The 20,493-nt window shown below is 72.5% G+C and carries 15 protein-coding genes; 7 read left to right on the plus strand and 8 right to left on the minus strand.

Annotation, left to right across the window (positions count from 1 at the left end):
• Positions 1-2 precede the first annotated feature (2 nt).
• From AZE13_RS12405 to AZE13_RS12425, 5 genes are all read right to left on the minus strand, one after another.
• Positions 3-983 carry an HpcH/HpaI aldolase/citrate lyase family protein gene (locus AZE13_RS12405; protein WP_066930422.1) on the minus strand — a complete coding sequence of 327 codons (981 nt, stop codon included), beginning with the start codon at positions 981-983 and terminating at the stop codon, positions 3-5.
• Complete coding sequence (locus AZE13_RS12410) at positions 980-3,013, minus strand: protein meaA (RefSeq protein WP_066930424.1); 2,034 nt, start codon at positions 3,011-3,013, stop codon at positions 980-982. Before AZE13_RS12410 ends, AZE13_RS12405 begins: the two co-directional genes overlap by 4 nt.
• A gap of 36 nt (positions 3,014-3,049) precedes the next feature.
• Complete coding sequence (gene ccrA, locus AZE13_RS12415) at positions 3,050-4,387, minus strand: crotonyl-CoA carboxylase/reductase (protein ID WP_066930426.1); 1,338 nt, start codon at positions 4,385-4,387, stop codon at positions 3,050-3,052.
• A gap of 521 nt (positions 4,388-4,908) precedes the next feature.
• Positions 4,909-5,712 carry a TetR family transcriptional regulator gene (locus tag AZE13_RS12420; RefSeq protein WP_181690331.1) on the minus strand — a complete coding sequence of 268 codons (804 nt, stop codon included), beginning with the start codon at positions 5,710-5,712 and terminating at the stop codon, positions 4,909-4,911.
• Positions 5,713-5,848: 136 nt separating this feature from the next.
• Positions 5,849-7,714, minus strand: a complete 1,866-nt coding sequence (locus AZE13_RS12425; protein ID WP_079123923.1) for a 3-hydroxyacyl-CoA dehydrogenase family protein — start codon at positions 7,712-7,714, stop codon at positions 5,849-5,851.
• 396 nt (positions 7,715-8,110) lie between these two features.
• On the opposite strand from AZE13_RS12425, the gene AZE13_RS12430 reads away from it, so the two are divergent.
• Positions 8,111-8,836 (plus strand): HEAT repeat domain-containing protein, encoded by a 726-nt coding sequence (locus tag AZE13_RS12430; RefSeq protein WP_066930430.1) that lies wholly within the window; start codon positions 8,111-8,113, stop codon positions 8,834-8,836.
• On the opposite strand, the gene AZE13_RS12435 is transcribed toward AZE13_RS12430, so the two are convergent.
• The gene (locus AZE13_RS12435) at positions 8,803-9,348 is read right to left on the minus strand and encodes a GNAT family N-acetyltransferase (RefSeq protein ID WP_079123924.1); all 546 of its coding nucleotides are present in this window, start codon (positions 9,346-9,348) and stop codon (positions 8,803-8,805) included. The genes AZE13_RS12430 and AZE13_RS12435 overlap by 34 nt on opposite strands.
• Positions 9,349-9,943: 595 nt before the next feature.
• On the opposite strand from AZE13_RS12435, the gene AZE13_RS12440 reads away from it, so the two are divergent.
• From AZE13_RS12440 to AZE13_RS12450, 3 genes are all read left to right on the plus strand, one after another.
• Entirely contained in the window at positions 9,944-10,387 is a 444-nt protein-coding gene (locus AZE13_RS12440; protein WP_066930434.1) for an SRPBCC family protein, read from the plus strand.
• A 331-nt stretch (positions 10,388-10,718) separates the two neighbouring features.
• Positions 10,719-13,298: a SpoIIE family protein phosphatase gene (locus tag AZE13_RS12445; RefSeq protein WP_066930439.1), complete on the plus strand. Its 2,580-nt coding sequence runs from the start codon at positions 10,719-10,721 to the stop codon at positions 13,296-13,298.
• Positions 13,299-13,412: 114 nt separating this feature from the next.
• Positions 13,413-14,129: a class I SAM-dependent methyltransferase gene (locus AZE13_RS12450; protein ID WP_066930441.1), complete on the plus strand. Its 717-nt coding sequence runs from the start codon at positions 13,413-13,415 to the stop codon at positions 14,127-14,129.
• On the opposite strand, the gene AZE13_RS12455 is transcribed toward AZE13_RS12450, so the two are convergent.
• Together AZE13_RS12455 and AZE13_RS12460 are read right to left on the minus strand one after the other, a co-directional pair.
• Positions 14,059-14,985 (minus strand): class I SAM-dependent methyltransferase, encoded by a 927-nt coding sequence (locus AZE13_RS12455; RefSeq protein WP_079123925.1) that lies wholly within the window; start codon positions 14,983-14,985, stop codon positions 14,059-14,061. The genes AZE13_RS12450 and AZE13_RS12455 overlap by 71 nt on opposite strands.
• Before the next feature lie 64 nt (positions 14,986-15,049).
• On the minus strand, positions 15,050-15,949 hold the full coding sequence (locus AZE13_RS12460) for a helix-turn-helix domain-containing protein (RefSeq protein ID WP_258527757.1): 900 nt from the start codon (positions 15,947-15,949) through the stop codon (positions 15,050-15,052).
• A 252-nt stretch (positions 15,950-16,201) separates the two neighbouring features.
• Here AZE13_RS12460 and AZE13_RS12465 point away from each other — a divergent pair, with 252 nt between their 5' ends.
• The 3 genes from AZE13_RS12465 to AZE13_RS12475 are packed head-to-tail and all read left to right on the plus strand — an operon-like array spanning position 16,202 to position 20,455.
• Positions 16,202-17,035, plus strand: coding sequence for a M55 family metallopeptidase (locus AZE13_RS12465; protein ID WP_066930639.1), 834 nt, complete (start codon positions 16,202-16,204; stop codon positions 17,033-17,035).
• Complete coding sequence (locus AZE13_RS12470; protein WP_066930443.1) at positions 17,028-18,392, plus strand: M20/M25/M40 family metallo-hydrolase; 1,365 nt, start codon at positions 17,028-17,030, stop codon at positions 18,390-18,392. Before AZE13_RS12465 ends, AZE13_RS12470 begins: the two co-directional genes overlap by 8 nt.
• 47 nt (positions 18,393-18,439) lie before the next feature.
• Positions 18,440-20,455, plus strand: a complete 2,016-nt coding sequence (locus AZE13_RS12475; RefSeq protein ID WP_258527758.1) for a prolyl oligopeptidase family serine peptidase — start codon at positions 18,440-18,442, stop codon at positions 20,453-20,455.
• Positions 20,456-20,493: the final 38 nt, after the last annotated feature.

Raw genomic sequence — 20,493 nt, forward strand, 5'->3', positions numbered from 1 at the left:
GTTCATTCCTCCGGGGCCTCGAACGTGGATGTACGGATCATGCCTGCGGCCCGGCCCTTGCCGGCGATGACGAGGGCCATTTTCCGGCTCGCCTCGTCGATCATCTCGTCGCCGAGCATCGCCGATCCCTTCTTGCCGCCCGCCTCCGAGGTGTGCCACTCGTAGGCGTCCAGGATCAGCTCGGCGTGGTCGTAGTCCTCCTGGGAGGGCGAGAACACCTCGTTGGCGGCCTCGATCTGACCGGGGTGCAGCACCCACTTGCCGTCGAAGCCCAGGGCGGCGGCCCGGCCGGCCACCTCGCGGTAGCCCGCGATGTTCTTAATCTGAAGGTAAGGTCCGTCGATTGCCTGCAAATCGTAGGTCCGAGCCGCCATCAGGATCCGCATCAAAATGTAGTGATAGGCGTCCGCCTGATAGCCCGGCGGCTGTTCGCCGACCACCAGGGACTTCATGTTGATCGACGCCATGAAGTCGGCCGGGCCGAAGACCAGGGTCTCCAGGCGCGGCGAGGCACCGGCGATCTCCTCGACGTTCACCAGCCCTCTGGCGTTCTCGATCTGCGCCTCGATGCCGATCCGGCCGACCTCGTGGCCCATGGTCTTCTCGATCTGCGTCAGCAGCAGGTCCAGCGCCACGACCTGCCGGGCGTCCTGGACCTTCGGCAGCATGATGCAGTCGAGGTCCGCGCCCGCGCCCTCGACGACCGTGATGACGTCCCGGTACGTCCAGTGCGTCGTCCAGTCGTTGACCCGCACGGTCCGCGTCCTGCCCGTCCAGTCGCCGTTCGTCAGCGCGTCGACGACGGCGTGCCGGGCGCTCTCCTTGGCGAGCGGGGCGCAGGCGTCCTCCAGGTCCAGGAACACCTGGTCCGCCGGGAGGCTCTGGGCCTTCTCCAGGAAGCGCGGATTGCTGCCGGGAACGGCGAGACAGGAGCGCCGCGGCCGTGCGGCCTTCATAACGGGCGTCTGGGGAACAGGGGTCATGCGGGGACCTCCAGGGGGTCGAGCCGGTGGGCCCGCCGGATCTCGTCGACGATACGTCCGATGATCTCCGTGATGCCGAAGTCCTTGGGGGTGAAGACCGCCGCCACTCCGGCCTCCCGCAGCGCGGTCGCGTCGGCGGACGGGATGATGCCGCCGACGATGACGGGTATGTCGCCCGCCCCCGCGTCGCGCAGCTGCTTCAGCACCTCCGGTACCAGTTCCGCGTGCGAGCCGGAGAGGATCGACAGGCCGACGCAGTGCACGTCCTCGGCGAGCGCCGCCGAGACGATCTGCTCCGGGGTGAGCCGGATGCCCTGGTAGATCACCTCGAAGCCGGCATCCCTGGCCCGTACGGCGATCTGCTCGGCGCCGTTGCTGTGCCCGTCCAGGCCGGGCTTGCCGACCAGCAGCCGCAGCTTGCCGCCGCCCCCGGCACCGGCTGCCGAGGCCACCGCGGCGGCGGTCCTGGCCACCTTCTCGCGGACCACCGCCAGCGGGCTGCCCTCCTCCGCGGCGACCGCGAGCGGAGCGCTGGAGACGCCGGTGGGCGCGCGGAACTCCCCGAAGACGTCCCGCAGCGCCCAGGACCACTCGCCGGTCGTCACCCCGGCGCGGGCGCACTCCAGGGTGGCCGGGAAGAGGTTGCCGTCGCCTGCCGCGGTCTTCTTCAGCACCGACAGCGCCTCCTGGGCGCGCACCTCGTCACGGTTGTCGCGCCAGTCGTGCAGCGCGCGCACCACGCGTGCCTCGTTGGCCGGGTCGACGGTCATGATGGCGGTGTCGAGGTCCGCGGTGAGCGGGTTGGGCTCGGTCGACTCGAAGCAGTTGACACCGACGATCTTCTCCTCGCCGGTCTCGATTCGGGCCCGCCGCTCGGCGTGCGCGGAGACCAGCTGCGACTTGAGGTAGCCGGACTCCACCGCGGCCATCGCGCCGCCCATCTCCTGGATCCGCTCGATCTCCGCGAGGCAGTCGGTGACCAGGGCGTCCACCTTGGCCTCGATGACGTGCGAACCGGCGAAGATGTCCTCGTACTCCAACAGGTCGCTCTCGTGCGCGAGGACCTGCTGGATGCGCAGGGACCACTGCTGGTCCCAGGGCCGGGGCAGCCCCAGCGCCTCGTTCCAGGCGGGGAGCTGGACGGCCCGGGCGCGGGCGTCCTTGGAGAGCGTGACGGCCAGCATCTCCAGCACGATCCGCTGGACGTTGTTCTCCGGCTGCGCCTCGGTCAGGCCCAGCGAGTTGACCTGGACGCCGTAGCGGAAGCGGCGCTGTTTGGGGTTCTCGATGCCGTAGCGCTCGCGGGTGATGCGGTCCCAGATGCGGCCGAAGGCGCGCATCTTGCACATCTCCTCGACGAAGCGGACGCCCGCGTTCACGAAGAACGAGATACGGGCGACCACCTCGCCTCTGCGCTCCTCGGGGACCTGGCCGGACGCGAACACCGCGTCCAGTACCGCGATCGCGGTGGACATCGCGTACGAGATCTCCTGGACCGGGGTGGCGCCCGCCTCCTGCAGGTGGTAGCTGCAGATGTTGATCGGGTTCCACTTCGGGATGTGGTTGACCGTGTACGTGATCATGTCGGTGGTCAGCCGCAGGGAAGGCCCCGGCGGGAAGACGTGCGTCCCGCGGGAGAGGTACTCCTTGACGATGTCGTTCTGCGTGGTGCCCGACAGCCTGGTGATGTCGGCTCCCTGCTCCTCGGCGACCACCTGGTACAGCGCCAGCAGCCACATGGCCGTCGCGTTGATGGTCATCGAGGTGTTCATCTTTTCCAGGGGAATGTCCTGGAACAGCCGCCGCATGTCCCCGAGATGGGACACCGGGACCCCGACCCGGCCGACCTCGCCGCGGGCGAGGATGTGGTCGGGGTCGTAGCCGGTCTGCGTCGGGAGGTCGAACGCGACGGAAAGGCCGGTCTGGCCCTTGGCGAGGTTACGCCGGTACAGCTCGTTGGACGCCTCGGCGGTGGAGTGCCCGGCGTATGTCCGCATCAGCCACGGACGATCCTTCTGACGCTCAGTCATAACTGGTCCGAATCCTCGTGGTTCCGGTCTTCCCGATTACGCGTCACGGAACCGGTTGATCGCGTCGAGGTGCTCGGCGCGCATCTCCTCATCGCGGACACCCATCCCCTCCTCGGGCGCCAGCGCCAGTACGCCGACCTTTCCCTGGTGCAGGTTGCGGTGCACGTCGTACGCCGCCTGCCCGGTCTCCGCGAGGGAGTATGTCTTCGACAGGGTCGGGTGGATCTTCCCCTTGGCGATCAGGCGGTTGGCCTCCCACGCCTCGCGGTAGTTGGCGAAGTGCGAGCCGACGATCCGCTTCAGCGACATCCACAGGTAGCGGTTGTCGTACTCGTGCTGGTAGCCGGAGGTCGAGGCGCAGGTGACGATGGTGCCGCCCTTGCGGGTGACGTACACGGACGCACCGAAGGTCTCCCGGCCCGGGTGCTCGAAGACGATGTCCACGTCCTCGCCGCCGGTCAGTTCGCGGATGCGCTTGCCGAAGCGCTTCCACTCTCTCGGGTCCTGGTGGTGCTCGTCCTGCCAGAACTTGTAGCCCTCGGTGTTGCGGTCGATGATCGCCTCGGCGCCCATCTTCCGGCAGATCTCCGCCTTCTGGGCGGACGAGACGACACAGATCGGGGTGGCGCCGCCGGCCAGCGCGAACTGGGTGGCGTACGAGCCGAGTCCGCCGCTCGCGCCCCAGATCAGCACGTTGTCGCCCTGCTTCATCCCGGCGCCGTTGCGGGACACCAGCTGGCGGTACGCGGTCGAGTTGACCAGCCCGGGTGCCGCCGCCTCCTCCCAGGTCAGGTGCCGGGGCTTGGGCATCAGCTGGTTGGACTTGACCAGGGCGATCTCGGCCAGGCCGCCGAAGTTGGTCTCGAAGCCCCAGATGCGCTGCTCGGGGTCGAGCATGGTGTCATTGTGGCCGTCGGAGGACTCCAGTTCGACGGAGAGGCAGTGTGCGACGACCTCGTCGCCGGGGCTCCAGGCGTTGACGCCGGGGCCGGTGCGCAGCACCACGCCGGACAGGTCGGAGCCGATGACGTGGTACGGCAGGTCGTGCCGTTTGGCGAGCGGGGAGAGGCGGCCGTAGCGCTCCAGGAACCCGAAGGTGGGCAGCGGTTCGAAGATCGAGGTCCACACCGAGTTGTAGTTCACCGAGGAGGCCATCACGGCCACCAGTGCCTCGCCCGGTCCGAGTTCGGGCACCGGCACGTCCTCGATGTGCAGCGACTTGCGGGGGTCCTTCTCCTTGCTGGGCAGGCCGGCGAACATCTCGGCCTCGTCCTTGTGCACGGTCACCGCGCGGTAGGACTCGGGGAGGGGCAGCGCGGCGAAGTCGGCGCCGGTGGTGTCGGGCGCGAGGATTGCGTCCAGGATTGCGGTCATGGGTGCCTCCGGCGAAGTCCGTTGAGGGAAACGGCTTGAGGGAACGTCGGGGGTGGTGCGGCGGTGGTGCCGTCGGTTCGGCCGGGCGGCTGTGCTCGGCCGGGCCTCGCCTCGCCTGTGGTGTGTGGCCGGGGCGTGCGGGGCGCGGCGTGCGCGCGGTGCCTGTGACGCAGGCGTCCGGGCGGCCAGTCGTACAGGACTGGTGCAGGACTGGTGGGACAGCCGGCGCGCGGTGGGTCTCTGCGCGCCGGCCGCCCGGACGCCCTCAACGTATGACACCGCGTGCCAGTCCACAAGACACTGAGTGCCAACAATTTCTCTCAGATGTCATCTGGTCGGCACGTATGAGCGCGGGATCCCTGATCGGAGGCGCGTCGGCCACACAAAGAAATCCCGTCGGCACACCTCGTGTGCGCCGACGGGATTACGCCATTCGGGTGAGGGTCGGGTCGCCCCTGGGTCTCCGGGCCGCGATCATGTCCGTCCCCGTGGTCCGGGCACGTCGACTCCCGCTGCCCCCGCTACCGCCGGTCCTTGATCGCCTTGCGGATCGTGCGCATGACCTCGTCCAGCGGCGCGTCCGTACGGGCCACCGCGACCAGCACCTCGCCCTCCCGTGAGACGGCCGCCGGGGGCTGCTCCCCGGTGAGGGCGCGCCCCGCGCCGATACCGGCGCCGAAGGTCTCACGGACGATCTCGAAGGCGTGGTCCAGCTGGCTCTCCACATCGCCCTGCGCACCGGCCCGCAGCCAGCGGCGCAGGACGTGGTTGTGCGCGGTGACCACGGCGGACGCGGCGACCTCGGCGAGCAGCGGGTCGTCATCGCCCTCGCGGTGCGCGCCCTCGTCGAAATGGCCCAGGAGATAGCGGGTGAACAGCCGCTCGTAGCGGGCCACCGAGGCGATCTCGGCCTCGCGGAGCGTGGGCACCTCACGGGTCAGGCGGTAGCGGGCCACCGAAACGGCCGGGGAGGCCGCGTACATCCGCATGACCTCCTTGATGCCGCGGCAGACCGTGTCGAGGGGGTTCTCGTGCGGCGGGGCGGCGTCCAGGACGGCCTCCGCGCGGACCAGGGTGTCGTCGTGGTCGGGGAAGATCGCCTCTTCCTTGGAGCGGAAGTGGCGGAAGAAGGTGCGCCGGGCGACGCCCGCGGCGGCCGCGATCTCATCGACCGTCGTCGCCTCGTAGCCCTTGGTCGCGAACAGTTCCATCGCCGCCGCCGACAGTTCACGGCGCATTTTCAGCCGTTGTGCGGCCGCGCGGCGAGCGCCGGGAGTGCTGGTGTCGGGGGCGTCGGAAGGCTGCGTACGCGCGGGCTGGGACATGTGGGGACGGTACTGCATAATCCCCCGACCTGCGGCATGAGGTGCCGTTTCGGCCCCCGCGGGCCGGGGTGGACCGCCGTCCGGTTCCAGCAGTCCACCCCAGCCGCCCCCGGCCGGGCGGGGGCGCCGCCACGCGTCAGCGCCGGGCGTGCTCACGGAAGCCGCGGCCGGTCTTGCGGCCGAGGCAGCCCGCCGCGACGAGGTGCTCCAGCAGTGGTGAGGGGGCCAGTCCCGGGTCGCGGAACTCGGCGTGCAGCACCTTCTCGATTGCCAGTGACACGTCGAGGCCGACCACGTCGAGGAGTTCGAACGGGCCCATCGGATAGCCGCCGCCGAGCTTCATCGCGGTGTCGATGTCGTCCGGGGACGCGTAGTGCTGCTCGACCATCTTGACCGCGTTGTTCAGGTACGGGAACAGCAGCGCGTTCACGATGAAGCCGGCCCGGTCGCCGCAGTCCACCGGGTGCTTGCGGATCTTGGCGCAAACCGAACGCACCGTGGTGTGCACCTCGTCGGCCGTCAGAACCGTACGGACGACCTCCACCAGCTTCATCGCGGGCGCCGGGTTGAAGAAGTGCATCCCGATGACGTCCTGCGGACGCGAGGTGGCGCGGGCACAGGCGATGACGGGCAGCGAGGAGGTGGTGGTGGCCAGCACCGTGCCCGGCTTGCAGACCGTGTCCAGTGCCCGGAACAGCTCCTGCTTGACGGCCAGGTCCTCGGCCACCGCCTCCACGGCCAGGTCCACGTCCGCGAACGCGTCCAGGGACCCGGCCGGGGTGATCGACGCCAGCGCGGCGTCCCGGACCTCGGCGGTCAGCCGGCCCTTCTCCACCGAGCGCGCCATCGACCGGCCGATCCGGGCCTTCGCCCGCTCCGCCTTCTCCAGGCCGCGGGCGGCCAGCACGACCCGGTAGCCGGCCCTGGCGAACACCTCGGCGATACCGCTCGCCATCGTCCCGGAGCCGGCCACGCCGACCGCGGCGACCGCCCGGCCGCCGACGGGGGTACCGGTGGCCGCCGGGGTCTCGGCGTCCGGGACCACCGTGGCTCCCCCGGCGTCCGCGGGGAGGTGCCCCCAGCCGGGGGCGTCGTACGTGTAGAAGCCGCGGCCCGCCTTGCGGCCGGTCAGCCCCGCCTCGGCCAGCTGTCCCAGGACCGGTGCCGGCGCGTGCAGCCGGTCGTGCGACTCGGCGTACATCGCCTCCAGCACCGTACGGGCGGTGTCCACGCCGATCAGGTCGAGCAGCTCCAGCGGACCCATCGGCAGACCGCAGCCGAGCCGCATGGCGGCGTCGATGTCCTCACGGGTCGCGTACCGCGACTCGTACATGGCCGCGGCCTGGTTCAGATAGCCGAACAGCAGGCCGTCGGCGACGAATCCGGGCCGGTCGCCGAGGCCGATCGGGTCCTTGCCCAGATCGCGGGCGAGTTGCGTGACGGCCGCGACCGCGGCCGGCGCGGTGAGCACCGAGGAGACCACCTCGACCAGCTTCATGGCCGGCACCGGGTGGAAGAAGTGCAGCCCCAGCACCCGTTCGGGGCGCCGCGATTCGGCCGCGAGACGGGTCACGGACAGGGCGTTGGTGCCGGTGGCGAGGATGGCGTCCGGACGCACCACCGCTTCCAGCTCGTCGAAGACCTGCCGCTTGAGCGCGTAGTCCTCGGGCACCACCTCGATCACCAGGTCGGCGTCCGCGGCGGCCCGCAGATCGGTGAAGGTACGGAAGCGGGCCAGGACGTCCCGGCGCTCGCGCTCGGTGAGCCGCTCGCGCCGCACCGCGCGGGCGGTGGCGGCTTCGAGGGCGGCCGCGGCCTTGCGGGCCGCGGCCTCGTCGGTGTCGATGCCGATGACCTCACGGCCGGCCCGGGCCAGTACCTCGGCGATACCGGTGCCCATGGTGCCGAGACCGACGACCGCCACGGTGGAAAGGGGCAGCGCGGAGGCTTCGGTGGAGAGGCCGGGGAGAGTGGAGAGATCAGGGGTGGACTGAGGGTCCATCGCGAGACTCCTGAGGGTGTTCCCCCGAGGGCAGGGGAGACGTGACGACTGAGGGGTATGCGCCGACGCGAGCGCAGCACGGGCACAGCGGCTGGAGATGCGGCGGTGGGCCGCGGGGAGCCGCAACGCCACTGGCGGCGCCGGCGGTGCGGGAGTCGCGGCGGCCCTGTCCCGGGGCCGGGCCGTTTCTCCGTACTGGATGTCGTGCTGTGCGGTGCCGAACCGACGTCACCGAAAAACTGGCGGCTGCGTCACCAGGCCGCCCGAGCAGGGGTGCTGCTCGCCCAGAAGGTTAACCGGTGGGTAACCGAAGCGCCAGGGGTATTCCGGGTCATTAGGCTGTGGTGCAGGCCACGTCGCAGGGACCGGGACGGCCCGGCGGGAGGGAAGCGGCAAATGGAAGACGCATTCCACGAGTTGACGGACCGGGTGCGGGCCGAGCTCCGCTCCCCACAGGATCTGGTCGCGTACGAGCGGTTGCTGGGACTGGCCCGGAAGAACTCGCCCGCCGGGCGGGAGGAGCTGGCCCAGATGCTGGTCGCCGTCGAACGCCCCCTGTGGGCCCGGGAGATCGCCGCGTTCATCCTCGGCTGCGCCGGCGACCGGCGCGCCTTCGAGACGCTCGTACTGCTGCTGAACTACCGCGACCCGGTGCGCTGCGCCACCGCGGCGCACGCCCTCAGCCGCCTCGGCGACCCGCGCACCGCCCGCGCCGCGGCCGCGCTCGCCACCAACCCGCTGCGCACCGCCTACGCCCTGCACCCCGTGCGGTTACTCGCCGAACTCCGCGCCCCGCAGTCCGTACCGGCGCTGGTCGCCACCCTGGAGCGGCTGCTGACCCCGCACAACCCCTACTGGCGGGTGGCGCTCGCCTGCGTCGAGGGTCTGGGCGCGCTCGGCGACCGGCGCGCCGTTCCGGCCCTGTCCGCCGCCGTCGCCCACCCCCGGCTGGCCGCCGCGGCGGCGGCCTCGCTGGCCCGGCTCGGGGTCCACGACGTGCCCGGGCGGGACGGGGCCGGGGCGCGGGAGCCCGGGCCCCATGAGCCCGGGCCGGAGGGCAGCGCGGCAGGAGCCGGAGGGGACGACGCTCAGCCCGGGCCCGGCCCCAGCGCACGCCGGTAGCGCACCTCCGGGACGCTGCTGCCGTCGACCTCGTACGCCTCCTCCGCCCCGTCCGGTACGAACCCGGCCCGCTCGTAGAACCGCCGGGCGCGGTGATTGCCGCGTATCACCCACAGGTACAGCGTGCGGAAACCGTTCGCCCGCGCGCGGGCCGAACCGGCGGCCAGCAGCGCCCGTCCGACGCCGGTGCCGATCACCTCCGGCGCCACGTAGAGGGCGAACACCTCTCCCGCCGCCGGCCCGGTCACGGACGCCGCCGACACCTCCGGCCCCGGGGCCAGGTCGGGGTCCCGGGCCGGCCCGACGCAGATCCAGCCGATGACCTCGCCGTCGTGCTCGGCCACCAGATCGCACATCTCCGGCGGCCGGCGCCCGAACCACGACCGCCGGTCCTCGGCGTCCTCGGCCGCACTCATAGCGTCGAGGTGGGACTGCGGCAGCAGCCCCCGGTACGCCGCCTGCCAGCCGCGCACCCGGACCGCCGAGACGGCGTCGATGTCGGCCTCGGTCATCTCACGTATTCCGACAGGTACTCCGGTCGTCTTCTGCATCCGGCCATGGTGCGGCAACACCGGGACGCGATGTCACCCGCACGAGGGATAGTGGCGACGAGCGGGCGACGGCGGCGGGCGGGAGCGGCCAGGATCCGGGGTGGGACCACGCTGACCAGGCAGCGCGGGCAGTCCAGAGGGGAGAGCGGATGGCAACGCGGAGCAGGGTGTGCGGAGGCGGCGGACGCACTCGGGTTTCCCGGGCGCACCGTTGAGCCCCTGTGCGGGGCCGCACCTTCAGTGCGGAGGATGCCACGGAGACGGCCGGGTGGCCGGTGAGGTGCTCTGTGTGGACCGGAACGGGCGGGCCGGCACCGCCCTTTCCGAACACGGCTGCGCGGCCTGCGCGGCGCGCGGCTACTTCTGCCGGGCCGATCCGCCGTGCCAGGGAGGCCGGCAGGCTGGGGTGCCCGTCATCCCTGCCCGGGACCTGCCGCCGGTCTGAGCCCACCGGCCCGTTCCGGCCGCCGCCCCGGATTTTGGGCGTGCCACCGACTGGTGGTTGGCTTGGCGGCGCATCGCAGGACCGGCAGCCGACTACTGGAGGAAGACACACATGGGGCAGGTCGAGGCCACCACGCAGCGCGAGATCGCGGCGGACCCGGAGGACGTGTTCGACGCGCTCGCCGACTACTCCGGCATGCGCGGGAAGCTGCTGCCCGAGCACTTCAGCGAGTACGAGGTCCGCGAGGGCGGCGACGGCAAGGGCACCCTCGTCCATTGGAAGCTCCAGGCCACCAGCAAGCGGGTGCGCGACTGCCTCCTGGAGGTCGACGAGCCGACCGACGGGCAGCTCGTGGAGAAGGACCGCAACTCGTCGATGGTGACCACATGGGTCGTCACTCCGGCCGGTGCGGGCCGGGCCAACGTGGTCGTCACGACCACCTGGCAGGGAGCGGGCGGGATCGGCGGCTTCTTCGAGCGGACCTTCGCGCCCAAGGGGCTCGGCCGGATCTACGACACGATCCTCGCCAACCTCGCCAGGGAGATGGAGAAGTAACAGCGGGAGGGAGAGGTGAGCGGCCTCCGTCGCAGCCGCCACCGTGAGAGTGTGCCGCCGCACTCACCGATTCGGGTGGTTCCCGGTGGGCCGAACTCCGTGGCCCACCGGGTCACTTGCCCGGGGAGAGCGCCGAGGCGAGCCCAATAGGCGCCCGGGGCACCGCACTTGAGAACCTTCGTCGTGCGCCCCCGGTTGCGGCGATGGCCGCAACCGATGCGCGGGCGCACCACCCATTCGGCCTATTCGCGGAATGCCGCCCGCCGCACCACCGCGCGGCCGTACCGTGGTAGCGGTGGTGCAAGATCGGCGTACGGAGGAGTAACCGCCCATGGAGCGTGACCCGTCCAACGGCGCCGGCAGGTCCGAGGCGGCGCCCCCGGGGGCCTCGCCCCGGGACGCGGCGCCCGGGCGGATACCGCTCGCCGTCGCGGTGGTGGACGCGGGCGGGCGGATCTCTCACTGGAGCAGTGGCGCCCGCAGGCTCTTCGGGCCCACCCGCGAGGAGGCGATCGGCGCCCCCGCCGTCGATCTGATGCCGGTCACCGGCGCGCTCGGCGGCGAGGAGTGGCCCGGGCGCGCGGGTCCGGCGGGCGGCATGCCGGCCGGCCCGGGGGAGGGCGGTGGCCTCGACCACCTCGACGCGTACGAAGAGCCCGGCCTGGCGGCCTCGTTGGGCGGCCGGACGCCCTATCCGACGGCGGGCCGGGCGCGGATGACCCTCGGCGCGGCGGGGCCGGGGGCACCGCTGGGAGGTCCCCCACCCGGCCGGAGGCTGGGGGAGGGGCTTCCGGCGCCGGCGCTGGACCTGCTGTGGTGGGCGTACCCCCTGGTCGGGCCGGGCGCCGGGCGGATCCTCGTACTCGCCGCGGACGCCGGGAAGCTGGACGGCGAGCGGGGTCGGGAACGAGGCGGGCACGAGCGGTGGATGCCCGCCTTCGCGCTGCACACCGACTTCCCCGGCGCCGAGGAGCTGGCCCGCCGGCTGCCGGAGATCCTGCCGAGCATGAGCCCCCAGGAGAGCGCCCGGATCGTCTCCCAGGTCCTGGAGCTGGGCTATCCGGTGCTGGAGATCAGCCGGCAGGAGCGCTTCCCGGTCACCCCGGACTGGGGCGTACCACGCCGGGTCGAGCGGCGCACCCGGCTGCTGCGGGCGGCGAACGCGGCGGCGGACGACCCCCGGTCGGCCGCCGAGGCCGCCGAGGCCGCCGCCGAGCTGGCGTCCGACCTCGAATACGCCGCGGTCCGCGAGCGGCTGGAGTTCCTCAACGAGGTCAGCGGGCGGATCGGCTCCTCGCTCGACCTGGCCCGGACGATCCAGGAGGTCAGCGAGGCCGTCGTCCCGCGGTTCACCGACGTCGCCGGGACGTACCTGCGCGAACAGGTCATGGCGGGCGAGGGCTTCCCCGACGGGCCGCCGGACGCCACCACCATGTGGCACCGTGTCGCGGTCGAGCACAACGACGAGCCCGGGCGCTGGGACGATGTCATCCCGGTCGGCGAGGCCATGCCGTTCCCCGTCCACACACCGTTCTTCCAGTGCATGACCACCGGACAGCCGGTCCTCGTACCGCGGATCACCGAGGAGATGGGCAACGCCATCGCGGCGCAGTTCGAGAAGCGGGACATCAGCCCGCTGATCAACGGCCGCTCGATGCTGATCGTCCCGCTCAAGGCGCGCGACGTCGTCCTGGGCTTCATGATCCTGCTGCGGCATCCGGAGCGGACCGAGTTCAACGACATGGACCGGGTGACCGGTGCCGAACTGGCCGCCCGCGCCGGGCTGGTCCTCGACAACGCGCGGATGTACACGTTCCAGGAGAACGTCGCCGAGACGCTCCAGGACAGCATGCTGCCGCGGATCGCGCCGCGGATGGCCGGCTGTGACACCGCCACCCGCTATCTGCCGGGCACCCGCCTCGGCAGGGTCGGCGGCGACTGGTTCGACACCATCAAACTGCCCGGTTCGCGGACCGCGCTGGTCGTCGGCGATGTGATGGGCCACGGCCTCAACTCGGCCGCGATGATGGGCCAGTTGAGAACCGCCGTGCAGACCATGGCGGCCCTCGACCTGCCGCCCGCGCAGCTGCTGCGCAGCCTGGACGACCTCGCCCAGCGGCTCGGCGACGGCTACCTCGCCACCTGCCTCTACGCGGTCTACGACCCCATCGGACAGCAGCTGACGATGGCCAACGCCGGGCATGTCCCGCCCGTCCTGGTACGCGCGGCGGACGGCCGCAGCCGGCTGCTGGAGCTGCCGACCGGCGCGCCCATCGGCGTCGGCGGGGTGCCCTTCGAGGCCGTGACGGTGCCGGTCGAGCCCGGCGACCGCCTCGTGCTGTGCACGGACGGCCTGGTGGAGGTGCGCGGCAAGGACATCGGGGTGGGCCTGGCCGCGCTCGCCGAGTCCGCCGCGCACCCCGCCGCTTCCATGGACGACGCCTGCGACGCCATCATCCGGGCGCTGAACGTCACCGACGACCGCAAGGACGATGTGGCGCTCCTGATGGTGCGGCTCAACGGCATCCCGCTGCACGCGGTCGCCGAATGGCGGCTGGCCATCGACGCCCGCGAGGTCGGGCGGGCCCGCGCCCTGGTGGGCCGGCAGCTCGCCGACTGGGGGCTCGGTCCGGCCGTCGAGACGGCCCAGCTGCTGGTCAGCGAGGTCGTCACGAACGCCGTACGGCATGCGCACACCCAGCATGTGGTGCTGCGGCTGGTACGCACCGACGCTCTGCTGTGCGAGGTCTGGGACGACGACCACGCCCTGCCGCAGCTGTTGAACGCCGGCGCCGACGACGAGTCGGGCCGGGGCCTGCGGGTGGTGAGCCGACTGGCCCGGGAGTGGGGGACCAGCCGTACGTCCTCCGGCAAGGCGGTGTGGTTCGAACAGCCGCTGCCGAGGGGCTAGGGCCTGCCTCCCGGGGGATCCGTGGGTCCGCGTGCGGGTAGGGCATGCGAACGCTGGGTGGAAGTGGTGTGGGCACCCTTGCGGGGTGATCAGCCGCGCGCATAGCAATGGGGTATGACCGCTTCGAGCCACACTCCGCAGGGATGGGAAGCCTTCTGGCGCGAGGTGCCGGGCGGCGCGGGCGAGACCTTCTGGGACTCGGACCCGTCGCTGACCGCCGCACTCCATCTGCCGTACTTCCGGCCACACTTCGACGCCGGACTGCCGCTGGTCGACCTGGGCTGCGGCAACGGCACCCAGACCCACTACCTGGCTGGTCACTACGGACGCACCCTGGGGATCGACCTCTCCCCGGCGGCGATCGCCCTGGCCCGGGCGGACGGCCCGGACTCCCCGGCCGAGTTCCGCGCCCTGGACGCCGTGGACAAGGCGGCGATCGACGCGCTGCGCGGTGAACTCGGCGACGTCAACATCTATCTGCGCGGCGTACTGCACCAGTGCACCCCCGAGGACCGCGCCCGGATCGTGGCCCATGCCGCGGTGCTGCTCGGCGCCCGTGGCCGGATCTTCGCGGTCGAACCGGCCGAGGCGGCCAAGGACGTCCTGATGTCGTTGGCGCGGCGTCCCACGGGCCTGCCCGGGAAGCTGCGGGCCGTCTTCGCGCACGGTATCTCCCCCGGGGAGATGGCCGATACCGACATCCCGCGGCTCCTGGAGGAGCACGGCCTCCGGACCGTCGCCTCGGGCCGGCTTCCGCTCTTCACCACGGAGTCCGACGACGACGGCAGGCGGATCGAGCTGCCGACGAACTGGGTGGTGGCGGGAGCCTGACGGGAGCGGGCGGCCCGGCGGGGAACGCGTACGCCGCCCGCCGCTGACCGAACCGCAGCCGGGTGACGAGCGGGCGGTCGGCGCGGAGCAGGGGCAGCGAGGCGGCGCGCGGAGCGAGGTAGCCCAGGAGGCCACGGCCGGCGGGGAGCGGGACATCGCTGACGCCGGTGATGGCGGGGTGGACGGTACGCAGCCGCTCCCGGTCGGCGGCGTCCATGCCCCAGGGCATCGGTGGCAGGGGCTGGCCGCCCGGGCCCCTGCCCTTGGTACGGGTACGGGCGCTCATCCGCCGTGACACCGTGTCGAACACCATCGCACCGCGGGGGAACGCCCCGGCACAGGCCGCGATCAGCGCGGTCACCTGGTCGAACTCCAGGTACATCAGCAGGCCCTGGGCGGTGACCAGGACCCCGCGCGAGGCGTCGATGTCCGTCATCCACCGGAGGTCGCGGGCGTCACAGGCGATGAGCCGTTGCCGGTCGCCGTGCGGCAGTACCCGCCGGCGCAGCGCGAGCGGGGCGGCGAGGTCGACCGTCACCCACCGCGCCCGGCCGTTGTCCACCCGCCAGAACTGGGTCTCCAGGCCTTCGCCGAGCGCGATGACGGTCCCGTCCGGGTGAGCGTCGAGGAATGCGCGCACCACGCCGTCGAAGCAGCGCGAGCGCAGCGCGATCGACTGGGCCATCCAGGGCCGGGCGGCGCCCAGCCGCTCCTCGAAGGCGAAGTCCACCTCCGTCACCAGCTGGACCGCCCGTGGATCGGGCAGCACCGTGTCGGGCCGGGCGGCCTCGGCGGCCCTGAGGTGGAGGGTCCACAGCGCTGTGGCGGGGATCCCTCGGAGGTCGGTCTCGATCATGCGGTGTTGATACCGCCGGTTCCGCGGCCCGCGGCGGAGGCCGGGGCGCGGGCCGGGGCGGCGGTCACCCGGGGGCAGGCATAGTCGTACCGCCGGGGACGCTCCGGCGCCGGGGGACGATCCGTGCGGGCCGGGCCGCGGACGCGCGGCGGTGGGCACCGGCCAGCAGCCGGCGGCTGCGCAGCGCCATCTCGATCTCGAAGCGGGTCCGGGGATCGCGGAGCCGCGAGCCGAAGAGCTTCTCCAGCTGGCGCATCCGGTAGCGCACGGTCTGCGGATGGATGCTGAGCGCCCTGGCCACCTCCGGTGCGCCCATCCCGCCCAGCCAGGCCAGCAGGGTGGCCTCCAGGCGCTCGCACCGCTCCGGGGTGAGGCCCGCCAGCGGGTGGAGCCGGCGGCTGATGAGGGCGCGGGCCAGCGACTCGTCCTGGAGGAGCAGGAGCGCCGAGAGGTGGTCGTCGACGAAGGCCAACCCGGCGTCCGGGCCGTCGTGCCGCGCGGCCAGGTCGAGCAGCCGGGAGGCGGCGCGTACCGAGGCGGCCGCCTCGTGCGCCGGCACCGCGTGGCCGACCGCGGCAGCGCGGTGGCGCAGCACGCCCTTCAGGCGGGCCCGGCCGCTCCGGTCGTCGGCGAGCGGGCCGGGGATCAGCAGGCCGGGCGCTTCGCCGGGCGCGCTGACGAGGCAGTCGCCGAGCGCGGCGGCCACCAGATGGAGGTCGGTGTCGGTCCGCAGCATGACCGCGCGGACCGTCTCGGGCAGCGGGCGGGCGGTGCGCAGGGTCTCCTCGATCAGCCGGGTGACCTGCGTACGGGCACTGTGCTGGAGGAGCTCCCGGAAGCGTGGATTGCGCTCGCAAAGTGACTGCGCGACCAGTTCGGTGAGGGCTGTCAGCTGGTCCCCGGAGTCCTCGGCCGGCAGGTGGCCGGGCTGTGGTAACCGGACGCTGTTGAGTACGTCGCTCATCGTTCTGCCTCTGTCTCGTCCTGTGGGAGGCGGTCCGGGCTGTTGTACCGCACGCGGCACGTGCCGTCGGCACCTGACAGATGTCCGTCGAAACCCCGTCGGAATTCTGACGCATGACGTTCCGATTTGCGACAGAAACTGTGCGGGATACGGCGTCACCCGAGCGTCCGCAGTGGCGTCCCGACAATGTGGGGAACAACCGATGACAGGAACCGTGCGTACCGCCTCTTCGCTGCGATAGGACTGGTGACCGTGAAGATCCTTATCTCCGCCGACATGGAGGGCGCCACCGGCGTGACCTGGCCCGCCGATGTGCTGCCCGGCACGCCCCAGTGGGAGCGGTGCCGCCATATGTTCACGTCCGACGTGAACGCCGCGATCGCCGGCTTCTTCGAGGGCGGCGCCGACGAGGTGCTGGTCAACGAGGCGCACTGGTCGATGCGCAACCTCCTGCTGGAACAGCTCGACGAACGGGCGCAGATGCTCACCGGCAAGCACAAGGCGCTGAGCATGGTCGAGGGCGTCCAGCACGGTGACGTCGACGGCATCGCCTTCGTCGGCTACCACACCGGCGCCGGCACCGAAGGCGTCCTGGCGCACACCTACCTCGCCAACACCCTCACCGGCGTCTGGGTCGACGGCACCCGCGCCAGCGAGGGCTTTCTCAACTCCCTCGTGGTCGCCGAGTACGGCGTCCCGGTCGTGCTGGTCACCGGCGACGACCGCACCTGCCAGGACGCGCTCGGATACGCCCCGCAGGCGCCCGGTGTGGCGGTCAAGGACTATGTGTCGCGCTATGCGGCGGTGTGCCGGCCCCCGGCCCGTACGGCCGCCGACATCCGGGCCGGGGCCCGCAAGGGAGCGGCGCTCGCGGTGCGTCATGAACCGGTCCGGCGCGGTCCGGTCCGCTTCGAGTTGGAGTTCGACGCGGCGCACCTGGTGGGTGCCGCGACATGTGTGCCCGGCGTGGAGCACAGTGGGGAACGCCGCGTCGCGTATACCAGTCAGAACATGTACGAAGCCATCCGCTGCTTCAAGACGGTCACCACCGTCGTGTCGTCGGCCCGGGAGGAAGAGTATGGCTGAGGTCGGAACGGCCGCGGACCCCGCGACCGGAAACGGTGCGGCGGTGGACCGGCTGGCGCTGGACGAGGTCGTGCGGTTCACCTCCGAGCTGATCCGGATCGACACCAGCAACACCGGGGACGGCTGCTGCCGGGAGCGTCCGGCCGCCGAGTACGTCGCCGAGCGGCTGGCCGATGCCGGGATCGCGCCGACGCTGCTGGAGCGCACCAAGGGCCGGACGAACGTGGTGGCCCGTATCGAGGGCACCGACCCGGCCGCCGACGCCCTGCTGGTCCACGGCCATCTGGACGTGGTACCGGCCGAGCCCGGCGACTGGCGCGTGCACCCGTTCTCCGGCGAGGTCCGCGACGGCGTGGTCTGGGGCCGGGGCGCGGTCGACATGAAGAACACGGACGCGATGGTGCTCGCCGTCGTCCGGCGGTGGGCGCGCACCGGCGTACGGCCGCGGCGGGACATCGTGCTGGCCTTCACCGCCGACGAGGAGGCCGGCGCCGACGACGGCGCGGGCTTCCTGGCCGACCGGCACCCGGACCTCTTCGAGGGCTGCACCGAAGGCATCGGCGAGTCCGGGGCGTTCACCTTCCACGCCGGCGACGGGCTGCGGCTGTACCCGGTCGCGGCCGGCGAGCGCGGCACGGCCTGGCTGAAGCTGTCGGCCACCGGCCGCGCGGGGCACGGCTCGAAGGTCAACCATGACAACGCGGTCAGCCGGATCGCCGCCGCGGTGGCCCGGATCGGCGCGTACGAGTGGCCGGTCCGGCTCACCCCCGCCGTCCGGGCCGCACTCGGCGAACTCGCCGCGCTGCACGCCGTCGACGCCGACCTCGACGCGCCCGGCCTCGACGTCGACGCACTGCTGGACCGGCTCGGCCCGTCCGCCAAGCTGGTCGAGCCGACCGTCCGCAACAGCACCAACCCGACCATGCTGACGGCCGGTTACAAGGTCAATGTGATCCCGGGGTCCGCCCTCGCCTATGTGGACGGCCGGGTCGTCCCCGGTGGCGAGGCGGAGTTCCGCACCACCCTGGACGAGCTCACCGGCCCCGAGGTGGACTGGGACTACCACCACGGCTCGGTCGCCCTCCAGGCTCCGGTCGACTCCCCGTTGTTCGCCGCGATGCGGGCCGCCGTCGCACGGTTCGATCCGGGCGGCCACACCGTGCCGTACTGCATGTCCGGCGGCACCGACGCCAAGCAGTTCTCCCGGCTGGGCATCACCGGCTACGGTTTCTCCCCCCTCTGGCTGCCCGAGGGCTTCGACTACCAGGCGCTCTTCCACGGCGTGGACGAACGCGTACCGGTCGAGGGCCTGCACTTCGGCGTCCGGGTGCTCGACCACTTCCTGCGCGCCGCCTGACCGGCGTCCCACCCCCCAACCGACCGGCGGACGAGAGGAACTCCAGCATGGTGACCGACTGCGGCATCGTGACCACCGCCCCCTACGGCACCTGGGCGTCCCCGGTGGACGCCCGGACGGTCGCCGCGCACGACGGCCGGCCGTCCTACCTAGGCCTGGTCGGCGACGAGGTGTGGTGGACCGCGCCACGGCCCGCCGAGGGCGGCCGGCGCGCACTGGTCCGCCGACGGCCGGACGGCACCGAGGAGACGGTCCTCCCCGCCCCCTGGGACGTCCGCAGCCGGGTGCTGGAGTACGGCGGACAGCCGTGGGCCGGCACGGTCACCGAGCGCGGCCCGCTGGTGGTGTTCAGCGACTTCACCGACCAGCGGCTCTACGCCTGCGAGCCGGACGGCGGGGCCGCCCCGCGCCCGCTCACCCCGCTCTCCGGCACCGGCGGCGGGCTGCGCTGGGCCGACCCGGTGCTGCGCCCCGCGCTCGGTGAGGTGTGGTGCGTCCTTGAGGAGTTCACCGGCGACCGGCCGACGGACGTCCGGCGGGTCATCGCGGCCGTACCGCTCGACGGCTCTGCCGCCGAACGACGGGACTGGGTAAGGGAGTTGAGCGATGACCGGCACCGGTTCGTGACCGGTCCGCGGATTTCGCCGGACGGCCGGCGGGCCGCCTGGATCGCCTGGGACCACCCGCACATGCCCTGGGACGGCACGCTGGTGATGACCGCCCGGATCACCGGCGAGGGCGCCTTCGAGGACATCCGCCCGCTCGTCGGCGCGCTCGGGACCGACGGACCGGACGGCGAGTCCGTCGCGCAGATCGAATGGGCCGCCGACGGCACGCTGCTGTACGTCTCGGACCGCGACGGCTGGTGGGAGCTGTGGCGCACCGACCCCGACGACCCGGCGGCGAGCCACGCGCTGTGCCCGGCCCGGCAGGAGGAGTTCGGCGGTCCGCTGTGGACCCTCGGACAGCGCTGGTTCCTGCCCCTGGACAACGGCACCCTCGCGGTGATCCACGGCCGCGGCGCCGCCACGCTGGGCATCCTCGACCCGGTCAGCGGCGACCTCGTCGACACGGCGGGCCCCTGGACGGAGTGGGCGCCCGCGCTCACCACCCACGGCAGCCGCATCATCGGCATCGCCGCCGGACCGCACCGTTCCTACGAGATCGTGGAACTGGACACCTGCACCGGACGCGCCCGGCCGATCGCCTGCCGGCACACCGACGCGGTCGACCCGGCGTACTACCCGCGTCCGCGCACCCGCACTTTCACCGGCCCCGGCGGCCGTGAGGTGCACGCCCACATCTACCCGCCGCACAACCCCGGCCACACCGCCCCCGACGGTGAACTGCCGCCCTTCGTCATCCGGGCACACGGCGGCCCCACCAGCCGCGCCCCGCTCGTGCTCGACCTGGAGATCGCCTACTTCACCTCCCGGGGCATCGGCGTCGCCGAGGTCGACTACGGCGGCTCGACGGGCTACGGCCGCGCCTACCGCGAGCGGCTGCGCGGCCAGTGGGGCGTGGTGGACGTCGAGGACTGCGCGGCCGTCGCCCGCGCGCTCGCCGACGAGGGCACCGCCGACCGCGCCCGGCTGGCGGTCCGCGGCGGCAGCGCCGGCGGCTGGACCACCGCCGCCTCACTGGCCGCCACCGACCTCTACGCCTGCGGCACCATCAGCTACCCGGTCCTGGACCTGACCGGCTGGGCCACCGGCGAGACCCACGACTTCGAGTCGCACTACCCGGAGTCGCTGGTGGGCCCGTTCGCCGAGGCCCCCGAGCGCTACCGTGCACGCTCACCGCTGCACCGTGCGGACCGGATCACCGTCCCGTTCCTCCTGCTCCAGGGCCTGGACGACGTGATCTGCCCGCCCGCCCAGGCCGAACGCCTGCTCGCCGCGGTCGCCGGGCGCGGCACCCCGCACGCCTACCTGGCATTCCCCGGCGAGGCCCACGGCTTCCGCCGCGCGGACACCATCACCCGCGCCGTGGAAGCCGAACTCTCCCTCTACGCCCAGACCTTCGGCTTCGCTCGCCCCGACGTCCCCGTGCTTGCGCTTTGACCCGTCCGCTGCGCTTGGCCGGCTTCCCACGTTGTCGG

Source organism: Streptomyces sp. NBRC 110611, assembly GCF_001590865.1.
In the GTDB taxonomy this organism is placed as follows: domain Bacteria; phylum Actinomycetota; class Actinomycetes; order Streptomycetales; family Streptomycetaceae; genus Streptomyces.